At 65.1% G+C, this 15,939-nt stretch carries 13 protein-coding genes; 7 read left to right on the forward strand and 6 right to left on the reverse strand.

Annotation, left to right across the window (positions count from 1 at the left end):
- Positions 1-103: 103 nt before the first annotated feature.
- Together ACM0PB_RS02345 and ACM0PB_RS02350 are read right to left on the reverse strand one after the other, a co-directional pair.
- Positions 104-451 carry a ribonuclease E inhibitor RraB gene (locus ACM0PB_RS02345; RefSeq protein ID WP_065185508.1) on the reverse strand — a complete coding sequence of 116 codons (348 nt, stop codon included), beginning with the start codon at positions 449-451 and terminating at the stop codon, positions 104-106.
- 23 nt (positions 452-474) lie between these two features.
- The gene (locus ACM0PB_RS02350) at positions 475-2,085 is read right to left on the reverse strand and encodes a transglycosylase SLT domain-containing protein (protein WP_065185507.1); all 1,611 of its coding nucleotides are present in this window, start codon (positions 2,083-2,085) and stop codon (positions 475-477) included.
- A 122-nt stretch (positions 2,086-2,207) separates the two neighbouring features.
- Between ACM0PB_RS02350 and ACM0PB_RS02355 the strand changes: the two genes are divergently transcribed.
- Positions 2,208-3,713 (forward strand): helicase HerA-like domain-containing protein, encoded by a 1,506-nt coding sequence (locus tag ACM0PB_RS02355; protein WP_065185506.1) that lies wholly within the window; start codon positions 2,208-2,210, stop codon positions 3,711-3,713.
- Between the two features lie 88 nt (positions 3,714-3,801).
- Complete coding sequence (gene greB, locus ACM0PB_RS02360; protein WP_005418006.1) at positions 3,802-4,308, forward strand: transcription elongation factor GreB; 507 nt, start codon at positions 3,802-3,804, stop codon at positions 4,306-4,308.
- A gap of 86 nt (positions 4,309-4,394) precedes the next feature.
- Here greB and ACM0PB_RS02365 read toward each other — a convergent pair whose 3' ends face one another.
- Entirely contained in the window at positions 4,395-5,219 is an 825-nt protein-coding gene (locus ACM0PB_RS02365; RefSeq protein ID WP_065179168.1) for a DUF3025 domain-containing protein, read from the reverse strand.
- Entirely contained in the window at positions 5,216-6,577 is a 1,362-nt protein-coding gene (gene rimO, locus ACM0PB_RS02370) for a 30S ribosomal protein S12 methylthiotransferase RimO (RefSeq protein WP_065179169.1), read from the reverse strand. Before rimO ends, ACM0PB_RS02365 begins: the two co-directional genes overlap by 4 nt.
- A gap of 205 nt (positions 6,578-6,782) precedes the next feature.
- On the opposite strand from rimO, the gene ACM0PB_RS02375 reads away from it, so the two are divergent.
- Genes ACM0PB_RS02375 through ACM0PB_RS02385 form a run of 3 tightly spaced genes read left to right on the forward strand, consistent with a single transcriptional unit; the run spans position 6,783 to position 8,056 of the window.
- Entirely contained in the window at positions 6,783-7,454 is a 672-nt protein-coding gene (locus tag ACM0PB_RS02375; RefSeq protein WP_065179170.1) for a dienelactone hydrolase family protein, read from the forward strand.
- On the forward strand, positions 7,451-7,873 hold the full coding sequence (locus ACM0PB_RS02380; RefSeq protein WP_005418010.1) for an HIT domain-containing protein: 423 nt from the start codon (positions 7,451-7,453) through the stop codon (positions 7,871-7,873). The genes ACM0PB_RS02375 and ACM0PB_RS02380 overlap by 4 nt, the downstream gene beginning before the upstream one ends.
- 15 nt (positions 7,874-7,888) lie before the next feature.
- Positions 7,889-8,056: a LiaI-LiaF-like domain-containing protein gene (locus ACM0PB_RS02385; RefSeq protein ID WP_005418011.1), complete on the forward strand. Its 168-nt coding sequence runs from the start codon at positions 7,889-7,891 to the stop codon at positions 8,054-8,056.
- A gap of 106 nt (positions 8,057-8,162) precedes the next feature.
- Here ACM0PB_RS02385 and dcd read toward each other — a convergent pair whose 3' ends face one another.
- Together dcd and apbC are read right to left on the reverse strand one after the other, a co-directional pair.
- The gene (gene dcd / locus ACM0PB_RS02390; RefSeq protein ID WP_005418012.1) at positions 8,163-8,735 is read right to left on the reverse strand and encodes a dCTP deaminase; all 573 of its coding nucleotides are present in this window, start codon (positions 8,733-8,735) and stop codon (positions 8,163-8,165) included.
- Between the two features lie 79 nt (positions 8,736-8,814).
- Positions 8,815-9,669 carry an iron-sulfur cluster carrier protein ApbC gene (gene apbC / locus ACM0PB_RS02395; RefSeq protein ID WP_005418013.1) on the reverse strand — a complete coding sequence of 285 codons (855 nt, stop codon included), beginning with the start codon at positions 9,667-9,669 and terminating at the stop codon, positions 8,815-8,817.
- Between the two features lie 214 nt (positions 9,670-9,883).
- Here apbC and ACM0PB_RS02400 point away from each other — a divergent pair, with 214 nt between their 5' ends.
- On the forward strand, positions 9,884-12,673 hold the full coding sequence (locus ACM0PB_RS02400; RefSeq protein WP_065185504.1) for a TonB-dependent receptor plug domain-containing protein: 2,790 nt from the start codon (positions 9,884-9,886) through the stop codon (positions 12,671-12,673).
- A gap of 415 nt (positions 12,674-13,088) precedes the next feature.
- On the forward strand, positions 13,089-15,896 hold the full coding sequence (locus ACM0PB_RS02405) for a TonB-dependent receptor domain-containing protein (RefSeq protein WP_065179173.1): 2,808 nt from the start codon (positions 13,089-13,091) through the stop codon (positions 15,894-15,896).
- Positions 15,897-15,939 lie beyond the last annotated feature (43 nt).

The following is a 15,939-nucleotide window of genomic DNA, read 5'->3' on the forward strand; positions in this document are numbered from 1 at the left end:
GGACGGAGGGGATCAAGTCGTTCATGCATAAACGACTTGATCCCCTCCGTCCCCTTTTCCACAACGGGATGCCGGCCAGCGGCCGGCACTACCGGTACGCGCGTTACTGCAGGACCGGTGCTGGGCCGACGTCCATGCCGTCGTAGTCTTCCACGCCGTGCTCCGCCGCCAGCGCCGCGAATTCCTGGTTGCGGCGGTCCAGCGAGGCTTCGTCGTGGATTTCCACCCGCTCCACGTGCAGCACGTGGAACGAGGCGTCGCCCTCTTCCGGTTCCTGCTCGAACAGTTCCACGAACGTGTAGCCCTGCGCCTGCAGGTGCTGGGCCAGCGCCTGCAGCGGCTCGGCACTGGCGTGGACGAAGAAATACCCCCACAGCAACGGGCCGTTGATGTCCCAGTCGGTGTTCTCGCGGAGGTTGGCGAACAGGTTGCGGGTGGCTTCGAGGTCCATACGGATTCCAGTGGTCTTGGGAATTACTTGTCGCAGCCCTGCAGCTTCAGCGTCTGGCCGTGGCGCAGGCTGTAGGCCGGTGCCTTCAGGCCGTTGGCGCGGGCCAGGGTCGGCAGGTCGCACTGGAACTTCGCCGCGATGGCGCCCAGGGTCTCGCCCTTGCCCACCTTGTGGCTGCGCACCGGCTTCGGCCGGGCGGCCGGCGCCGGGCGCGGTGCCGCCACTGCAGCCACCGGTGCGGTCGGCACACTGGTGGATGCAGCCGCGTCGGCCACCGGCACCACACCACCCACCGCCACGCTGCCGGTATAGCTCGCCGCGGTCGGGCGCTTGATCGCCGCGTTGAGATCAGCGGTGATCAGCGTGCGGGCGAGGTCGGCACGCGGACCACTGACACAGTTGCGCTGGTACAGGCCGGCGATGCGGGTGGTGGCGTTGATCAGCGTACCGGCCGGAATCCAGCCATCGGCCTCATAGCGCGGGTTGAGGTTGCGCAGCGCACGCATGTAGCCATCGCGGGTACCGTGGCTGCCCAGGCAGATGGTCAATTCATAGATGGTGGTGGACTTGGCCAGCCGCAGCGTGGCCGGCTGCGCGCTGATCTTCGGGAACTCCACGCCGTACTGCTGCGGGTGCAGGAAGATCCAGGCCGCGGCAATCACCATCGGCACGTAGTCCTTGGTCTCGCCCGGGAACTGGTTGTAGACACTGTCGGTCCAGAAGCTCTGGCCGGCGCTCTGCTTGAACACGCGCGCGGCACGGCCTTCGCCACCGTTGTAGGCGGCCACCGACATTTCCACGTTGTTGTTCAGTTCGCGAAGGCGCTCGTTGAGGTAGCTGGCGCTGGCTTCAGCGGCGCTGCGCGCGTCGAAGCGGGTATCGAAGCCGGTGCCGTCCGGGCCCAGGCCGAAACGGCGGCCGGTGGCCGGCATGAACTGCATCAGGCCGGCGGCGCCGGCGCGCGAGGAAGCATGCACACGGCCGTTGGATTCCTTGGCCATGATCCCGAACAGCAGCGCCTCGGGCAGGCCGCGCTTTTCCCACTCCGGCCACATCACCGCGCGCAGGTTCTGGTAATTCTCGTAGCTGGTCAGCAGCGCCGGTCGCATGTCGGTCAGCCAGCGACGGATGCCGGCCTGCACCGCCGGGTTGTACTCGACCATGCTGTCGAAGGCGTGCCGTTTGTCGTTCAACAGCGCGGCAGCGCGCGCGGCCTCGGGCACGTCGGCGGTGAGCGGCCCGATGTGGTCCGGGTCGGCTTCCAGGCGATCACCGCCCTCGTCGGCCACGTCATCGCTGGCGGCGGCATCGGCGTCGTGCTTGAGCAGCCGCTTGTAGCTGGCCAGCAGGGTCCCCATCTGGCAGCCCTTCTGCTTCACGCAGTCGTTGAGGACATCTTCCATGTCCTCCAGCGCGGCATCGGCCTCGTTGCTGCCCTTGGGATCGGCATTGGCGACCAGCAGCAGGGCGTCGCCGTAGCGCTTCTCGGCGGCGGTCATGCGCTGCTGCAGCGCATCCACCTTCACCTTGTCCCGGGCCGAAACCCGCTGTGCGTGGGCGTCGGGCGCCAGGGAAACCAGGCCGGCCAGGGCCAGCAGCGGCCAACCGCGGGAAATCAGGACAGGAACGGGCATTGATGGCACTGTGTGCAAAACAGGCAGGCAGAGTAGCGGCGCCGCCAAGGTCCGGGCAAGCCGACCTTCGGACCGTCACTGCCGGCGGTTAACATTGGGCTATTCATCACAAGGGCTGGACAATGGATCCGATTCTGCTCGGCAAAGGTATTACCGACGATATTGCCGTCACCCTGCTGCCGAAACTCGGCAACCGCCACGGTCTGGTGGCCGGCGCCACCGGTACCGGCAAGACCGTGACCCTGATGACCCTGGCCGAGGGCTTCTCGCGACGGGGCGTGCCGGTGTTCCTGGCCGATGTGAAGGGCGATGTCTCCGGCCTGGCCGTGCCCGGCACCGGCGCAGAAAACCTGCTCCAGCGTGCCGCCGAGATCGGCGTGGCCGACTATGCGCCGGCCGCCAGCCCCACCATCTTCTGGGACCTGTACGGCAAACTGGGCCACCCGGTGCGCACCACGGTCAGCGAGATGGGCCCGACCCTGCTGTCGCGCATCCTCGAATTGAACGACACCCAGGCCGGGGTACTCGACATCGTATTCAAGCTGGCCGACGACCGCGGCCTGCTGCTGCTGGACATGGACGACCTGCGCGCCCTGCTCGGCCTGGTTGCCGAGGAGCGCAAGGACATTTCCACCGAGTACGGCCTGGTCAGTGCGCAGTCGATCGCGGCGATCCAGCGTTCGGTGCTGCGCCTGGCGCAGGACGGTGGCGAGAATTTCTTCGGCGAACCGGCACTTGAACTGGCCGACATCATGCGGGTCAACCACGACGGCCGCGGCATGATCGGCATCCTCGCCGCCGACCAGCTGGTGCTCAAGCCCAAGCTCTATTCCACCTTCCTGCTGTGGCTGCTGTCGGAACTGTTCGAGCAGCTGCCGGAAGTGGGCGACCTGGACAAGCCGAAGCTGGTCTTCATCTTCGACGAGGCGCACCTGCTGTTCGATGATGCACCGCCGTCGCTGGTGCAGCGCATCGAGCAGGTGGTGCGCCTGATCCGTTCCAAGGGCGTGGGCGTGTACTTCTGCTCGCAGTTCCCCGACGACGTGCCGGGCAATATTCTCGGCCAGCTGGGCAATCGCGTTCAGCACGCACTGCGTGCGTTCACCCCGCGCGACCAGAAGGCGGTGAAAACCGCGGCCGAGACGTTCGTGCCGAATCCGAAGCTGGACGTGGCCAAGGTGCTGAGCCAGCTCGGCACCGGTGAGGCACTGGTATCCACGCTGCAGGACAAGGGCGTGCCGATGCCCGTGCAGCAGACGTTGATCGCGCCGCCGCGCTGCCGGATGGGACCGATCACCGAGGCCGAGCGTGCACAGGTACGCGCCGGCAGCCCGGTCGGCAGCCGCTACGACACCGCGATCAACCGCGAATCGGCCGCCGAACTGCTGGCCCAGCGCGCGCAGAAGAGCATCGAGCAGGCACAGGCGCCGGCCGCGCGCAGCCGCGAGCAGGACGAAGCTCAGGAAGGTGGTTTCGGCCAGGCCATCAAGGATGCGATCTTCGGCACCAAGCGCCGCCAGGGCATGATCGAAACCATGGCCAAGCAGACCACGCGCACTGTCGGCACCAAGCTGGGCAACCAGATCGTGCGCGGCATCCTCGGTGGCATCTTCGGCGGCAAGCGCTAGATGCCCCTGCTGGGGTCAGAGCCCTTTCCGCTGGAAAGGGATCTGACCCTGCTCTCTCATTCGTCATCCAGAAAAGAAGTCGTATTGCATGTCCCGTTGGCGTCCCCCCGCAGAGAAAAGCACCGCCCTGATCACCGCTTCCGGGCATGCGCGACTGAAGGCCGAACTGGATGAGCTATGGCGCGTGCGCCGTCCGGAGGTGGTGAAAGCGCTCGCCGCCGCTGCCGCAGAAGGCGACCGTTCCGAGAACGCCGAGTACACCTACCGCAAGAAGCAACTGGGCGAGATCGACCGCCGCGTGCGCTACCTGACCAAGCGGCTGGAATCGCTGCGCGTGGTCGATACCACGCCGACCGATCCGCTGGCAGTGTTCTTCGGCGCGTGGGTGGAACTGGAGAACGTGGACAGCGGCGACACCAGCCGCTACCGCATTGTCGGCCCGGATGAGACCGATGCGGGCCTGGGCTGGATCAGCATCGATTCCCCCCTGGCGCGTGCGCTGCTGAAGAAGCGGCTGGATGATGAGTTCTCGGTGGAGCTGCCCGGCGGGCAGTTCACCTTTGCAGTGATCGGCGTGGAGTACGAGCCTGTGTAGCGTCGAGCCATGCCCGACCTCGCCGCCGTTGTAGAGCCGAGCCCATGCTCGGCTGATGGGCAACGCAGCCGAGCATGGGCTCGGCTCTACAACGGTGGCGGGTACGTGCGCCCTGCACGCAGCGGGCGGAAATAGTCGGCATTGCGGTAGAAGGCGGAATCCTGCACGTCGTGCCAGCCTGGGATTCCAGCCAACGGCAGCGGACGCAGCTGCAGCGGATCGGTCACTGCCCTGCCCTCGGCAATGGCCGCAGTCATCACGTCAACGCAGGCAGCATCGGCATCACCCTGCACCACCACGCACTTGCCGACCAGCAATCGCCCCGGCAGCAGGGCCTGTTCCATCAGCGCATGCCCGAATACCACAGTGATGGCGATGTCACCGCTCTGCCAGTTCACCGGGTCAAACAACGCGGGCCAGTCGTGTGCGTCCCAGGCAGCCAGCAGTGAGTCATCGCGCACACGCACGATCACGCCGGTTTCGTCGAACTGGGTCAAGGCGGCCTGCGCGCGGTTGCGCTGGCCGGGTGGCATCGCCTCGATATGCAGGCACTGCCGCACGTTGAGCGCTCGCTTCAGCTGCGGCTGTGAGGCCCACACCAGCGCATTGAACAGGTCGTGCCAGTTGCCGGCACGGGTGGCGATGCGTCCCTGCGCGATACGCACTTCGTAGTGCAGGCCATCGGCCAGCAGCGCGGCGTCCTGTTCAACCAGGCGCTTGCCAGGCACGGCCAGGCGTGCATCGAGCGCCGCGATGGACGGCCATGCGATGCCGTCCAGCAGGTCACGGAAGTCCTGAAGCCCGGCAAACAGCGGGTGCTCGAACCGCCGTGCAGCTACCGCCGCACGTGGCGGCGGTACGAAGCGCCGTGAACCACCGCCGTTGCCGGTGGCGGCCGTCGCTGCGATCACAGCACCTTGAGGTCGAACGCCGGACGGGGGGCGGCCGCCAGCGCGTCACCGTACAGGTCATGCTCGTCGCTCTCGGTGATCTCCACCTCGACGAATTCGCCCACGCGCAGCGGCACCTGGTCGGCATTCTGGATGTGCACCAGGCCGTCGATCTCCGGGGCATCGGCCTTGGAGCGGGCCACGGCGATGTCGCCTTCGATGGCGTCGACCAGGCACTGCTGCACGGTGCCGATCTTGGCTTCCAGGCGCGCGGCGGAAATCTGCGCCTGCTTCTCCATGAAACGGGCCAGGCGTTCCTGCTTCACCTCTTCCGGCACGGCGTCAGGCAGGTCGTTGGCGGTGGCACCCTCGACCGGCGAGTAGGCGAACGCACCGACGCGATCCAGCTGCGCTTCGTCAAGGAACGACAGCAGTTCCTCGAACTCGGCTTCGGTCTCGCCCGGGAAGCCGACGATGAAGGTCGAACGCACAGTGATGTCCGGCGCGATACGGCGCCAGTTCTGCACGCGCTCCAGTGTCTTCTCCACCGCGCCGGGGCGCTTCATCAGGCGCAGGATGCGCGGGCTGGCGTGCTGGAACGGGATATCCAGGTACGGCAGGATGCGGTTCTCGGCCATCAGCGGCACCACTTCGTCCACGTGCGGATACGGGTAGACGTAGTGCATGCGCACCCACGCATCCAGCTCCGACAGGCCTTCGCACAGCGCCTTCAAACGGGTCTGGTAGGCCTTGTCGCGCCACATCTTTTCGGCGTACTTCACGTCCACGCCGTAGGCCGAGGTGTCCTGCGAAACCACCAGCAGCTCGCGCACGCCGCCACGCACCAGGCGCTCGGCTTCACGCAGCACCTCGTCGACCGGGCGCGAAACCAGCTTGCCGCGCATCGACGGAATGATGCAGAAGCTGCATTTGTGGTTGCAGCCCTCGGAAATCTTCAGGTACGCGTAGTGCCGCGGGGTCAGCTTGATACCGTAGTCGGGCACCAGGTCCACGAACGGATCGTGCTTGGGCGGCAGTGCTTCATGCACCGCTTCCATCACGCTCTGGTAATCCTGCGGGCCGGACACCGCCAGCACGTTGGGGTACGCCTCGCGGATCTGCTCCGGGCGCTTGCCCAGGCAACCGGTGACGATCACCTTGCCGTTCTGGTTCATCGCCTCGCCGATCGCGTCCAGCGACTCGGTCACCGCAGAATCGATGAAGCCACAGGTGTTGACCACCACCACGTCGGCCGAATCGTAGGACGGGACGATGTCGTAGCCTTCCGAGCGGAGCTGGGTGAGGATGCGCTCGGAATCGACGAGGGCCTTCGGGCAGCCAAGGCTGACGAAGCCGACTTTGGGGTTCAGCTGGGACATGGAAATCGCGGGACTCTGGGGGCCTGGGCCCCTGCCGCCATGGCAGGGGTTCCTGGGGGCCGGGGCCTGAAAGGGCGCCAGTATACCGGGGTTGGCGGCCGCGCTCTGAATGCCCAGCCGACCGATACGGCACAGCCACTGACGCCGCGCTAACCGGCGCAGCACCGACAATGCAGTTCTCTTTCCAGCAACGAGGAAGATGACGATGGCCGAGTGGATCACCCTGGATACGCATCACGGCCCGGTACGGGCCTGGCAGGCCCTGCCGGAAGGCACCGCGCGCGGCGGCCTGGTGGTGGTGCAGGAAATCTTCGGCGCCAATCCGCATATCCGCAGCGTGGCCGAGCGCTTCGCGGCGGAAGGCTATGCGGTGCTGGCGCCCTCGTTCTTTGACCTGCTCGATGGCCCCGACGCCGATCCGGACGCGCTGCCCTACGACGCCGATGGCGTGAAGCAGGGCCTGGAACGGGTCGGCGCGCTGGGCATGGAGCGGGCACTGGAAGTGGTCCGCGCGGCGGCCACCCGGCTGGCCCCTTACGGCAAGGTGGGCACCGTCGGCTACTGCTGGGGCGGCACGGTGGCGATGCTGTCCGCAGTGCGCCTGGGGCTGCCGTCGGTCAGCTACTACGGCGCCCGCAACGTCCAGTTCCTCGATGAGACACCCAAGGCGCCGGTGATCTTCCATTTCGGCGCCCAGGACCGCAGCATCCCACCGGAAGCCGTGCAGGCCCACCGCGAGAAGCTGCCGCAGATGGCCACCTACGTCTATCCGGCCGATCATGCCTTCAACCGGGAGGTCGGACATGCGTATGATCCAGACAGCGCCGCCCTGGCGCTGCAACGCACCCTGGACTTCTTCTCGGAGCATCTTGGATGAGCGAATTCGAACTCGATTCACGCCTGGCCGCCGATAGCGTGCTGGTGGCGGAAGGACCGTTGTCGCAAGTGCGGCTGATGAACGACGAACGATTCCCCTGGCTGGTGCTGGTACCGCGCCTGGCCGGGGTCACCGAGTGGATCGAGCTGGACGGCGAGCAGCAGGACAAGCTCCGCACCGAGCTCAACCGCGCCTGCAAGGCCCTGAAGGGCTCCGACGGGGTGGAAAAGATCAACATCGGGGCGCTGGGCAATATCGTGCGCCAGCTGCATTTCCATGTGATCGGCCGCCACGACGGTGATCCGGCCTGGCCGGGCCCGGTCTGGGGCAGCGGCCCGGCGCACCGCTACGAGCCGGCGGCGCTGGACCAGCATGTCGCCTACTGGAAGGAACGGCTAGGATATCCGGCCCTGTCCTGAGCCTTCGCCGACCCGATGCGATTCAACCTCGTTGCCGCCGTCCTGCTGATCCTGATCGGCCTGTTCATGCTCGCCAGCAATCTCGGCTGGACGCACCTGAACCTGTCCAAGCTGCTGCTGACCTGGTGGCCGGTGGCCCTGGTGGGTGTCGGCATCGCGATGCTGTTCGGTCGCGGCAAATAAGGAAGGCGGCGCATTGCGCCGCCTTCCTTCATGTGGAGCCGGGCCATGCTCGGCTGCCCTGCATTGAAGCCGAGCATGGCTCGGCTCTACAGATCGCCTGCAATCTTCAGGTCCGCGGCAGGGTCACGCCGGTCTGGCCCTGGTACTTGCCGCCACGGTCGCGGTACGACGTCTCGCAGATGTCATCGGCGGCCGCCTGGAAGAACAGCATCTGCGCCACGCCTTCGTTGGCGTAGATGCGCGCCGGCAGCGGCGTGGTGTTGCTGAATTCCAGGGTGACGTGGCCTTCCCATTCCGGCTCCAGCGGCGTCACGTTGACGATGATGCCGCAGCGCGCGTAGGTGCTCTTGCCCAGGCACACCACCAGGGTATCGCGCGGAATGCGGAAGTATTCCACGGTACGCGCCAGCGCGAAGCTGTTCGGCGGGATGATGCACTCATCGCCGACGATATCCACGAAGCTGCCCGGATCGAAGTGCTTGGGATCGACGATCGTCGAGTTGATGTTGGTGAACACCTTGAACTCGCGCGAGCAGCGCACGTCATAGCCATAGCTGGACGTGCCGTAGCTGACGATGCGCTGGCCGTTGGCCTGCTTGACCTGCCCGGCCTCGAACGGCTCGATCATGCCGTGCTGCTCGGACATGCGGCGGATCCAACGGTCACTCTTGATACTCATGCTTTGTCCTGGGGGGTACGAGGGGGCGCGAGGATTCTAGCAGGGGGCCGGCCTGCGCCGGCGGCCCCTGCTCCGGCACTTACAGCAGCGAGGACAGGATCGGGATCGAGGCCCGCGGGCGCTTGCCGACTTCCTCGATCAGGCGCTGCGCGGCATGGCGGTAGGCCTGGGCCGGTGCCGAATCCGGCTGGGCCACGGTGATCGGCGTGCCTGCATCGCCCTGCTCGCGGATGCCGATCTGCAGCGGCAGCGACCCCAGCAGCGGCACGCCGTACTGCGCGGCCATGCGCTCGCCGCCACCCTCGCCGAACAGGTGCTCGATGTGCCCGCAGCTGCTGCACGTGTGCACGGCCATGTTCTCGACGATGCCCAGCACCGGCACCTCGACCTTCTCGAACATCTTCAGCGCCTTCTTCGCATCCAGCGTGGCGATGTCCTGCGGCGTGGTGACGATCACTGCACCGGCCAGCGGAATCTTCTGGGTCAGGGTCAGCTGGATGTCACCCGTGCCGGGCGGCAGGTCGATCAGCAGGAAATCCAGGTCGTCCCACAGGGTATCGTTGAACAGCTGGGTCATCGCCGAGGTGGCCATCGGGCCGCGCCAGATCATCGGGGTGTCTTCTTCGATCAGGTAGCCGATCGACATGGTGTCCACGCCGAACGCACGCAGAGGCTCGATGCTCTTGTTGTCCGGGCTTTCCGGGCGGCCGGACAGCCCCAGCATGGCCGGCACGCTGGGGCCGTAGATGTCGGCGTCGAGCACGCCCACCCGCGCACCGAGCTGCTGCAGCGCCACGGCCAGGTTCACCGAGGTGGTGGACTTGCCGACGCCGCCCTTGCCCGAACCGACCGCGATGACATTGCGGATGCGGGCATGCGGCGTAAGTCCCTTCTGGACCTGGCTGGCATGGGGACGGCGGGGAGAACTGTTCACAACGAGCACCGGCGGAGTCAGGGGGATAACCCGACATCATACAAGCTGGACGTAACCTGACTGAAATTCAGGATTGCGACGGATTCGTGCACAGATTGTTAAGTTCATGTTACGTTCGATCAGCACTGTTTTGAGCTGCGGAGCCCGTTGTTCCGGCCCGCGCGATGGCGCATGCGCAGTGCCGTTTTTGTTTTTTGCTCTCCATTGGAACTACATGAAACACGTCAGCAATACCGCACGTCGCAACACGCTCGCCGTCGCCCTGATTTCCGCTCTGATGGCCGCCTCCCCGGCAATGGCCCAGGACAAGGCGACCAACCTGGACAAGATCACCGTCACCGGTTCGCTGATCCCGCAGACCCAGGTCGAAACCCAGACCCCGGTGATGTCCATCACCGCCGAAGACATCCAGACCCGCGGCTTCAGCAGTGTTGCTGAAGTGCTGCAGCAGTCATCGCTGACCACCGGCGGCCTGCAGGGTGGCCAGACCTCGGGTGCGTTCACCCAGGGCGCCGAAGCCGCCGGCATGTTCGGCCTGAATCCGGGCTACACCAAGTACCTGATCAACGGCCGCCCGATGCTCTCGTATCCGGCGCTGTACAACGGCAGCGAGTCGTTCAACAACATCAGCGGCATTCCGATCGACATCGTCGAGCGCATCGAAGTCCTGCCGGGCGGCCAGTCGTCGCTGTATGGCTCGGACGCGATCGCCGGCGTGGTCAACATCATCCTGAAGGAACGCATGGACGGCGGCACGATGTCGATCCGTGGCGGCACCTACACCGAAGGTGGTGGCAGCAACATCCGCTTCAGCGCCGCCAAGGGCTTCAACGCGTTCGACGACCGCTTCCACGCCCTGGTCAACGTGCAGATCGAAAACGGCAGCCCGATCTGGGGCTACCAGCGTGACATCACCAAGCAGAACAACCCGGTCGGTTACACCGCGCAGCTGCCGTCGAACGACTTTGCTGTCATCGGCAACGCCGACAACAAGCTGTACATGATGGACCCGACCCGCTGCGCCAACGTGGCAGGCCTGTACGACGGCACCACCACCGTCGGCAAGCGTGCATCGGGCGAATCGTGCGGCTCGGTGTACAGCGCCGGCTACAAGACCCTGAAGAACGGCAAGAACAGCGGCCAGTTCTACTCGTCGATGACCTTCGACGTGAACGACAACTTCCAGCTGTTCGCCGACGTGCTGTACAGCAAGGAAAAGACCGAATTCACCTCCGGCTCCAGCGCCCTGTGGTGGGGCACCAAGTCGGTGATGGGCGGCTTCTACGACCAGGGCCTGGGCAAGGTCGTGAACCTGCAGCGCGCCTTCGCGCCGGAAGAAATCGGCCCGGGCCACTACAACAACATCCTGAACTCCGATGAGAGCCGTTCCTACCAGGTCACCCTGGGCGGCAAGGGCATGGTCGGCGACTGGGACTACAGCGCCAGCTTCACCCGCGGCGAATACCGTCTGGACCAGAACCGCTTCGCGCGCTGGAAGGACAAGATCGAAGGCTTCTTCGGCGACACCGTGCTGGGCCCGCGCCTGGGCACCACTGCTGATGGCTTCGGCATCTACAACCCGAACTACACCGCCTTCTACTCGCCGATCACCCCGGACCAGTTCGCCAGCTTCACCGGCTATGGCACCCACCGCAGCAAGACCTGGCAGAACCTGGGTCGCGTGCAGGTGACCAACGGTTCGCTGTTCTCCCTGCCGGGTGGCGACGCCGGCCTGGCCGTCGTGCTGGAAGGCGGCAGCGAGGGTTGGGATTACTCGCCCGACCAGGCCTTCGTCGATGGCAACGCGTGGGGCGCCAGCGCCGTGGCCGGTGCCGGCCACCGCAGCAACTACGCGGTGACCAGCGAACTGCGCATGCCGGTATTCGAGTCGCTGACCATCAGCGCCTCGGGCCGCTATGACGCCTTCAAGATCGCCGACAAGACCGTCGACAAGGCCACCTACAGCATCGGCCTGGAATACCGTCCGGTGGAAAGCCTGCTGCTGCGCGGCAAGTACGGCACGGCGTTCCGCGCGCCGACCCTGTCCGATGCCTTCCAGGGCATGAGCGGCTCGTTCGCCTCCGGCCAGAACGACTACTACCGCTGCAGCCAGATGGGTTACGCGCTGCGTGACGAAGCCTGCTCGTTCTACAAGACCACCTCGGTGTACAGCGAAAAGTCCGGCAACCCGGACCTGAAGCCGATCACCGCCGACGTGTGGAGCGCAGGCGTGGTGTGGGCCCCGGTGAGCAACTTCTCGCTGTCGGTCGACTACTACAACTGGAAGATCAAGAACGAGGTCAAGACCCTGAGCACCGACCAGCTGCTGCTGGCCGAGTACCAGTGCCACAACGGCCTGCCGAACAACACCTCGGCCAGCTGCCAGAACGTGACCGACTGGGTGACCCGCGACGCCGGTGGCAACCTGACCCGCGTTTACACCCCGAAGCTCAACGTGGCCAGCCAGAACCTGGAAGCGGTGACCGTCGGTGCCAAGTACCAGCAGGACCTGGGCCGCTTCGGTTCGCTGATGTTCTCCGGCAACTACACCAACATGCTCAAGCGTGAAGTGGTGGCCCTGCCGGGTGCGCAGAAGCTGGACCTGCTGAGCGATCCGTACAACATGTGGTACTACGACAACTTCGCCAAGGTACGCGGCGACGTGTCGGTGGGCTGGGCCATCTCCAAGTTCACCACCACCGTGTACGCCAACTACGTCGGCAGCACCCCGAACTACCTGGCCTACACCGGCCGCAGCTACGACTACGTCCACTCCTCCGGCGCCAAGGCCGGCAAGTGGGGCTCGTACACCACGTACAACATGAGCCTGAACTACCAGGCACAGGACGATCTGACCCTGTCGCTGATGGTCAACAACGTGTTCAACAAGCTGCCGGAAGGCCAGCGCTACAACTACCCGGGCAACGAATCGACCCCGTTCAACGACGGCTTCTACAGCGTCTACGGCCGTCAGATCTCGGCCCAGGTCAAGTACGACTTCTAATCCCGTCGTATTCCGGACCGCGTGTCTGGACCAGGCCCCGCTTCGGCGGGGCCTTTTTTTTGCACCACTGCGCCCCCCCTCCCGTCCGGCCTGTAGCAGAAAGTGTGATCCACAGCGCACAAACATCCAGGTTCCCGGCAGCGCTGATCCAAGGCAATGCATTGATCTACAAGGCATATCCGCAATGCTGACATGCTCCCTTGCACGCCGCCATCTTTTGAAACATGCCAAAACAAATCGCCTTATCCATTGATTCTGAAGCGTTTTTTCATCCCCCAACGGCACATTGATGTGACAGGCCTGTGTTGGCAGCGTTAACGACGTGTTACGGTCGACCTGAATGGAGTCACACTGAACGAATTGTTAATGCGCAGGGAATGCGCCGCCAAGACATTGCTCACTACGGGGATCCACCATGTCTCGCCAACGTTCCACGCTCTCGCGCCACCCTCTGACCCTCGCCCTGCTCGGCACCCTCCTGGCCTCCGGCACCGCCCTGGCCCAGGACGGCAATGCGCCGACCCAGCTTGATCGTGTGACCGTCACCGGGTCGCTGATTCCGCAGACCGAGATCGAGAACCACACGCCCGTCCTGACCGTCACCGCCGAGGATATCCAGACCCGCGGTTTCACCAGCGTCGCCGATGTCCTGCAGCAGTCCTCGCTGTCCACGGGCGGCCTGCAGGGTGGCCAGACCTCCGCATCCTTCACCCAGGGCGCCGAAGCGGCGGGCATGTTCGGCCTCAGCCCGGGCTATACCAAGTACCTGATCAACGGCCGCCCGATGCTCTCGTATCCGGCGCTGTACAACGGCGGCGATACCTTCAACAACATCAGCGGCATCCCGATCGACATCGTCGAGCGCATCGAGATCCTGCCGGGTGGCCAGTCGTCGCTGTACGGCTCGGACGCGATCGCCGGCGTGGTCAACATCATCCTCAAGGAGCGCATGGATGGCGGTGTGCTCAATGTGCGCGGCGGTGCCTACAGCGAAGGTGGCGGCAACAGCTTCCGCTTCAGCGGCGCACGCGGTTTCAACTCCAAGGATGACCGCTTCCATGCACTTGTCAACGTGCAGTACGAGAAGACCAGCCCGATCTGGGGTTACCAGCGCGACCTGACCAAGGTCAACAACCCCGACGGTTACAGCCCGCAGTACGTCTCCAACGATTTCCTGGTGCTGCTGCCGGCCGCCAACAACCGCTACGCGATGATGGACCCGAACCGGTGCGCCAACGTGGCGGGCCAGTTCGACGGCACCACCGTGCTCGGTACCCGTCCGACCGGCCAGGCCTGCGGCTCGGTCTACGGCACCGGGTACAAGACCATCAAGAACGGCAAGGAAAGCGGGCAGATCTACAGCTCGGCCACCTTCGACGTGAACGACAATTTCCAGCTGTTCGGCGACGCGCTGTACAGCCTGGAGGAGGTCAAGTACGCCACCGGCTCCGGCTACACCTGGTGGGGCACCTCCTCGGGCTGGGGCCGCTTCTACGACCAGGCCAGCGGCCAGTACATGAACCTGCAGCGCGTGTTCGCGCCGGAGGACATCGGCGGCGGCGGTTACCGCGACATCATGAACACCGACCGCAACAAGGCCTACCAGGTCACCCTCGGCGGCCGCGGCACCGCAGGCAACTGGGACTACAGCCTCAGCTTCACCCGTGGCGAGTACAAGCTGACCGAGCGCAATTTCGTGCGCTGGAACGACCCGATCAACGACTACTTCGAGCAGCGCGTGCTGGGCCCGGTGCTGGGTACCACCAGCACCGGCTACAACATCTACAGCCCGAACTGGGAAGCGTTCTACGCACCGCTGCCCGCCGGTGACTTCCAGAGCTTCACCGGCTACAGCTACAGCGAAAGCCGCACCTGGCAGAACCTGGCCCGCGCCCAGGTCACCAATGGCTCGCTGTTCAAGCTGCCGGGTGGCGATGCTGGCTTCGCCGTGGTCCTGGAAGGCGGCAGTGAAGGCTGGGATTACACGCCCGACCCGGGCCTGATGGACGGCAGCGTGTGGGGGACCACCGCCGTATCCGGTGCCGGCCATCGCAGCAACTACGCGGTGACCACCGAACTGCGCATGCCGCTGCTGGAAACGCTGACCGTCACCGGCTCCGGCCGCTATGACGCCTTCAAGATCGGCAGCAACACCGTGGACAAGGCCACCTACAGCGTCGGCATCGAGTTCCGCCCGATCGAAAGCCTGTTGTTCCGTGGCAAGTACGGTACGGCGTTCCGCGCACCGACCCTGTCCGATGCCTTCCAGGGTCGCAGCGGTTACTACGCCAACGGCTCCACCGACTACTACCGCTGCGGCCAGCTGGGCTACGACCCGGCCAACACCACCGGCTGCCCGTACGACAGCGTCTCGGTGTTCGGCACCCGCTCGGGCAACCCCGACTTGGAGCCGATCACCGCCGACGTCTGGAATGCAGGCGTCGTGTGGGCACCGATCAACAACCTGTCGCTGTCGGTCGACTACTACAACTGGAAGATCAAGAACGAGGTCGATACGCTCAGCTCCGACCAGCTGCTGCTGGCCGAGTACTACTGCCGCAACGGCCAGTCCAACAACACCTCGGCCAGCTGCCAGAACGTCGATGACTGGATCACCCGTGATGCATCGGGCGTGCTCGACGAGATCTACACGCCGAAGATGAACGTCGCCCGCCAGAACCTGGAAGCACTGACCGCCAGCTTCAAGTACGTGCAGGACATCGGTCGCTTCGGTTCGCTGCAGTTCTCGGCCAACTACACCGACATGCTCAAGCGCAAGCTGCAGCCGCAGCCGGGTGACGAGTTCCTGGACCTGCTGCACGACCCGTATGCGATGTGGGTGTATGACTCGTACGCCAAGGTACGCGCGGACGGCTCGATCGGCTGGGCCAAGGACAACTGGACCACCACCCTGTATGCCAACTACATCGGCAAGACGCCGAACTACATGGCTTACGTGGGCAACGGCTATGACTACGTCCACAGCTCCGGCTACAAGGCAGGCAAGTGGGGTTCCTACACCACCTACAACCTGAGCGTGAACTACCGCGCGATGGAAAACCTGACCCTGTCGCTGATGGTCAACAACGTGTTCAACAAGATGCCGGACAACCAGCGCTACAGCTTCGCCGGCACCAGCGGCCAGCCGTACAACAACTACCTGTACAACGCCTACGGGCGCGCGATCTACGTGCAGGCCAAGTACGCGTTCGGCGTGAAGTAATCCCGCAACCGCAGCAACGGAAAAGCCCCGCCATGGCGGGGCT

Source organism: Stenotrophomonas sp. AR029, from assembly GCF_047520695.2.
Classification (GTDB): Bacteria; Pseudomonadota; Gammaproteobacteria; order Xanthomonadales; family Xanthomonadaceae; genus Stenotrophomonas; species Stenotrophomonas sepilia.

Coding starts and splice junctions, on each gene's coding strand:
- ACM0PB_RS02345 (WP_065185508.1), bottom strand. CDS start 451: ATGGACCTCGAAGCCACCCGCAACCTGTTCGCCAACCTCCGCGAGAAC.
- ACM0PB_RS02350 (WP_065185507.1), bottom strand. CDS start 2,085: ATGCCCGTTCCTGTCCTGATTTCCCGCGGTTGGCCGCTGCTGGCCCTG.
- ACM0PB_RS02355 (WP_065185506.1), top strand. CDS start 2,208: ATGGATCCGATTCTGCTCGGCAAAGGTATTACCGACGATATTGCCGTC.
- greB (WP_005418006.1), top strand. CDS start 3,802: ATGTCCCGTTGGCGTCCCCCCGCAGAGAAAAGCACCGCCCTGATCACC.
- rimO (WP_065179169.1), bottom strand. CDS start 6,577: ATGTCCCAGCTGAACCCCAAAGTCGGCTTCGTCAGCCTTGGCTGCCCG.
- ACM0PB_RS02375 (WP_065179170.1), top strand. CDS start 6,783: ATGGCCGAGTGGATCACCCTGGATACGCATCACGGCCCGGTACGGGCC.
- ACM0PB_RS02380 (WP_005418010.1), top strand. CDS start 7,451: ATGAGCGAATTCGAACTCGATTCACGCCTGGCCGCCGATAGCGTGCTG.
- ACM0PB_RS02385 (WP_005418011.1), top strand. CDS start 7,889: ATGCGATTCAACCTCGTTGCCGCCGTCCTGCTGATCCTGATCGGCCTG.
- dcd (WP_005418012.1), bottom strand. CDS start 8,735: ATGAGTATCAAGAGTGACCGTTGGATCCGCCGCATGTCCGAGCAGCAC.
- ACM0PB_RS02400 (WP_065185504.1), top strand. CDS start 9,884: ATGAAACACGTCAGCAATACCGCACGTCGCAACACGCTCGCCGTCGCC.
- ACM0PB_RS02405 (WP_065179173.1), top strand. CDS start 13,089: ATGTCTCGCCAACGTTCCACGCTCTCGCGCCACCCTCTGACCCTCGCC.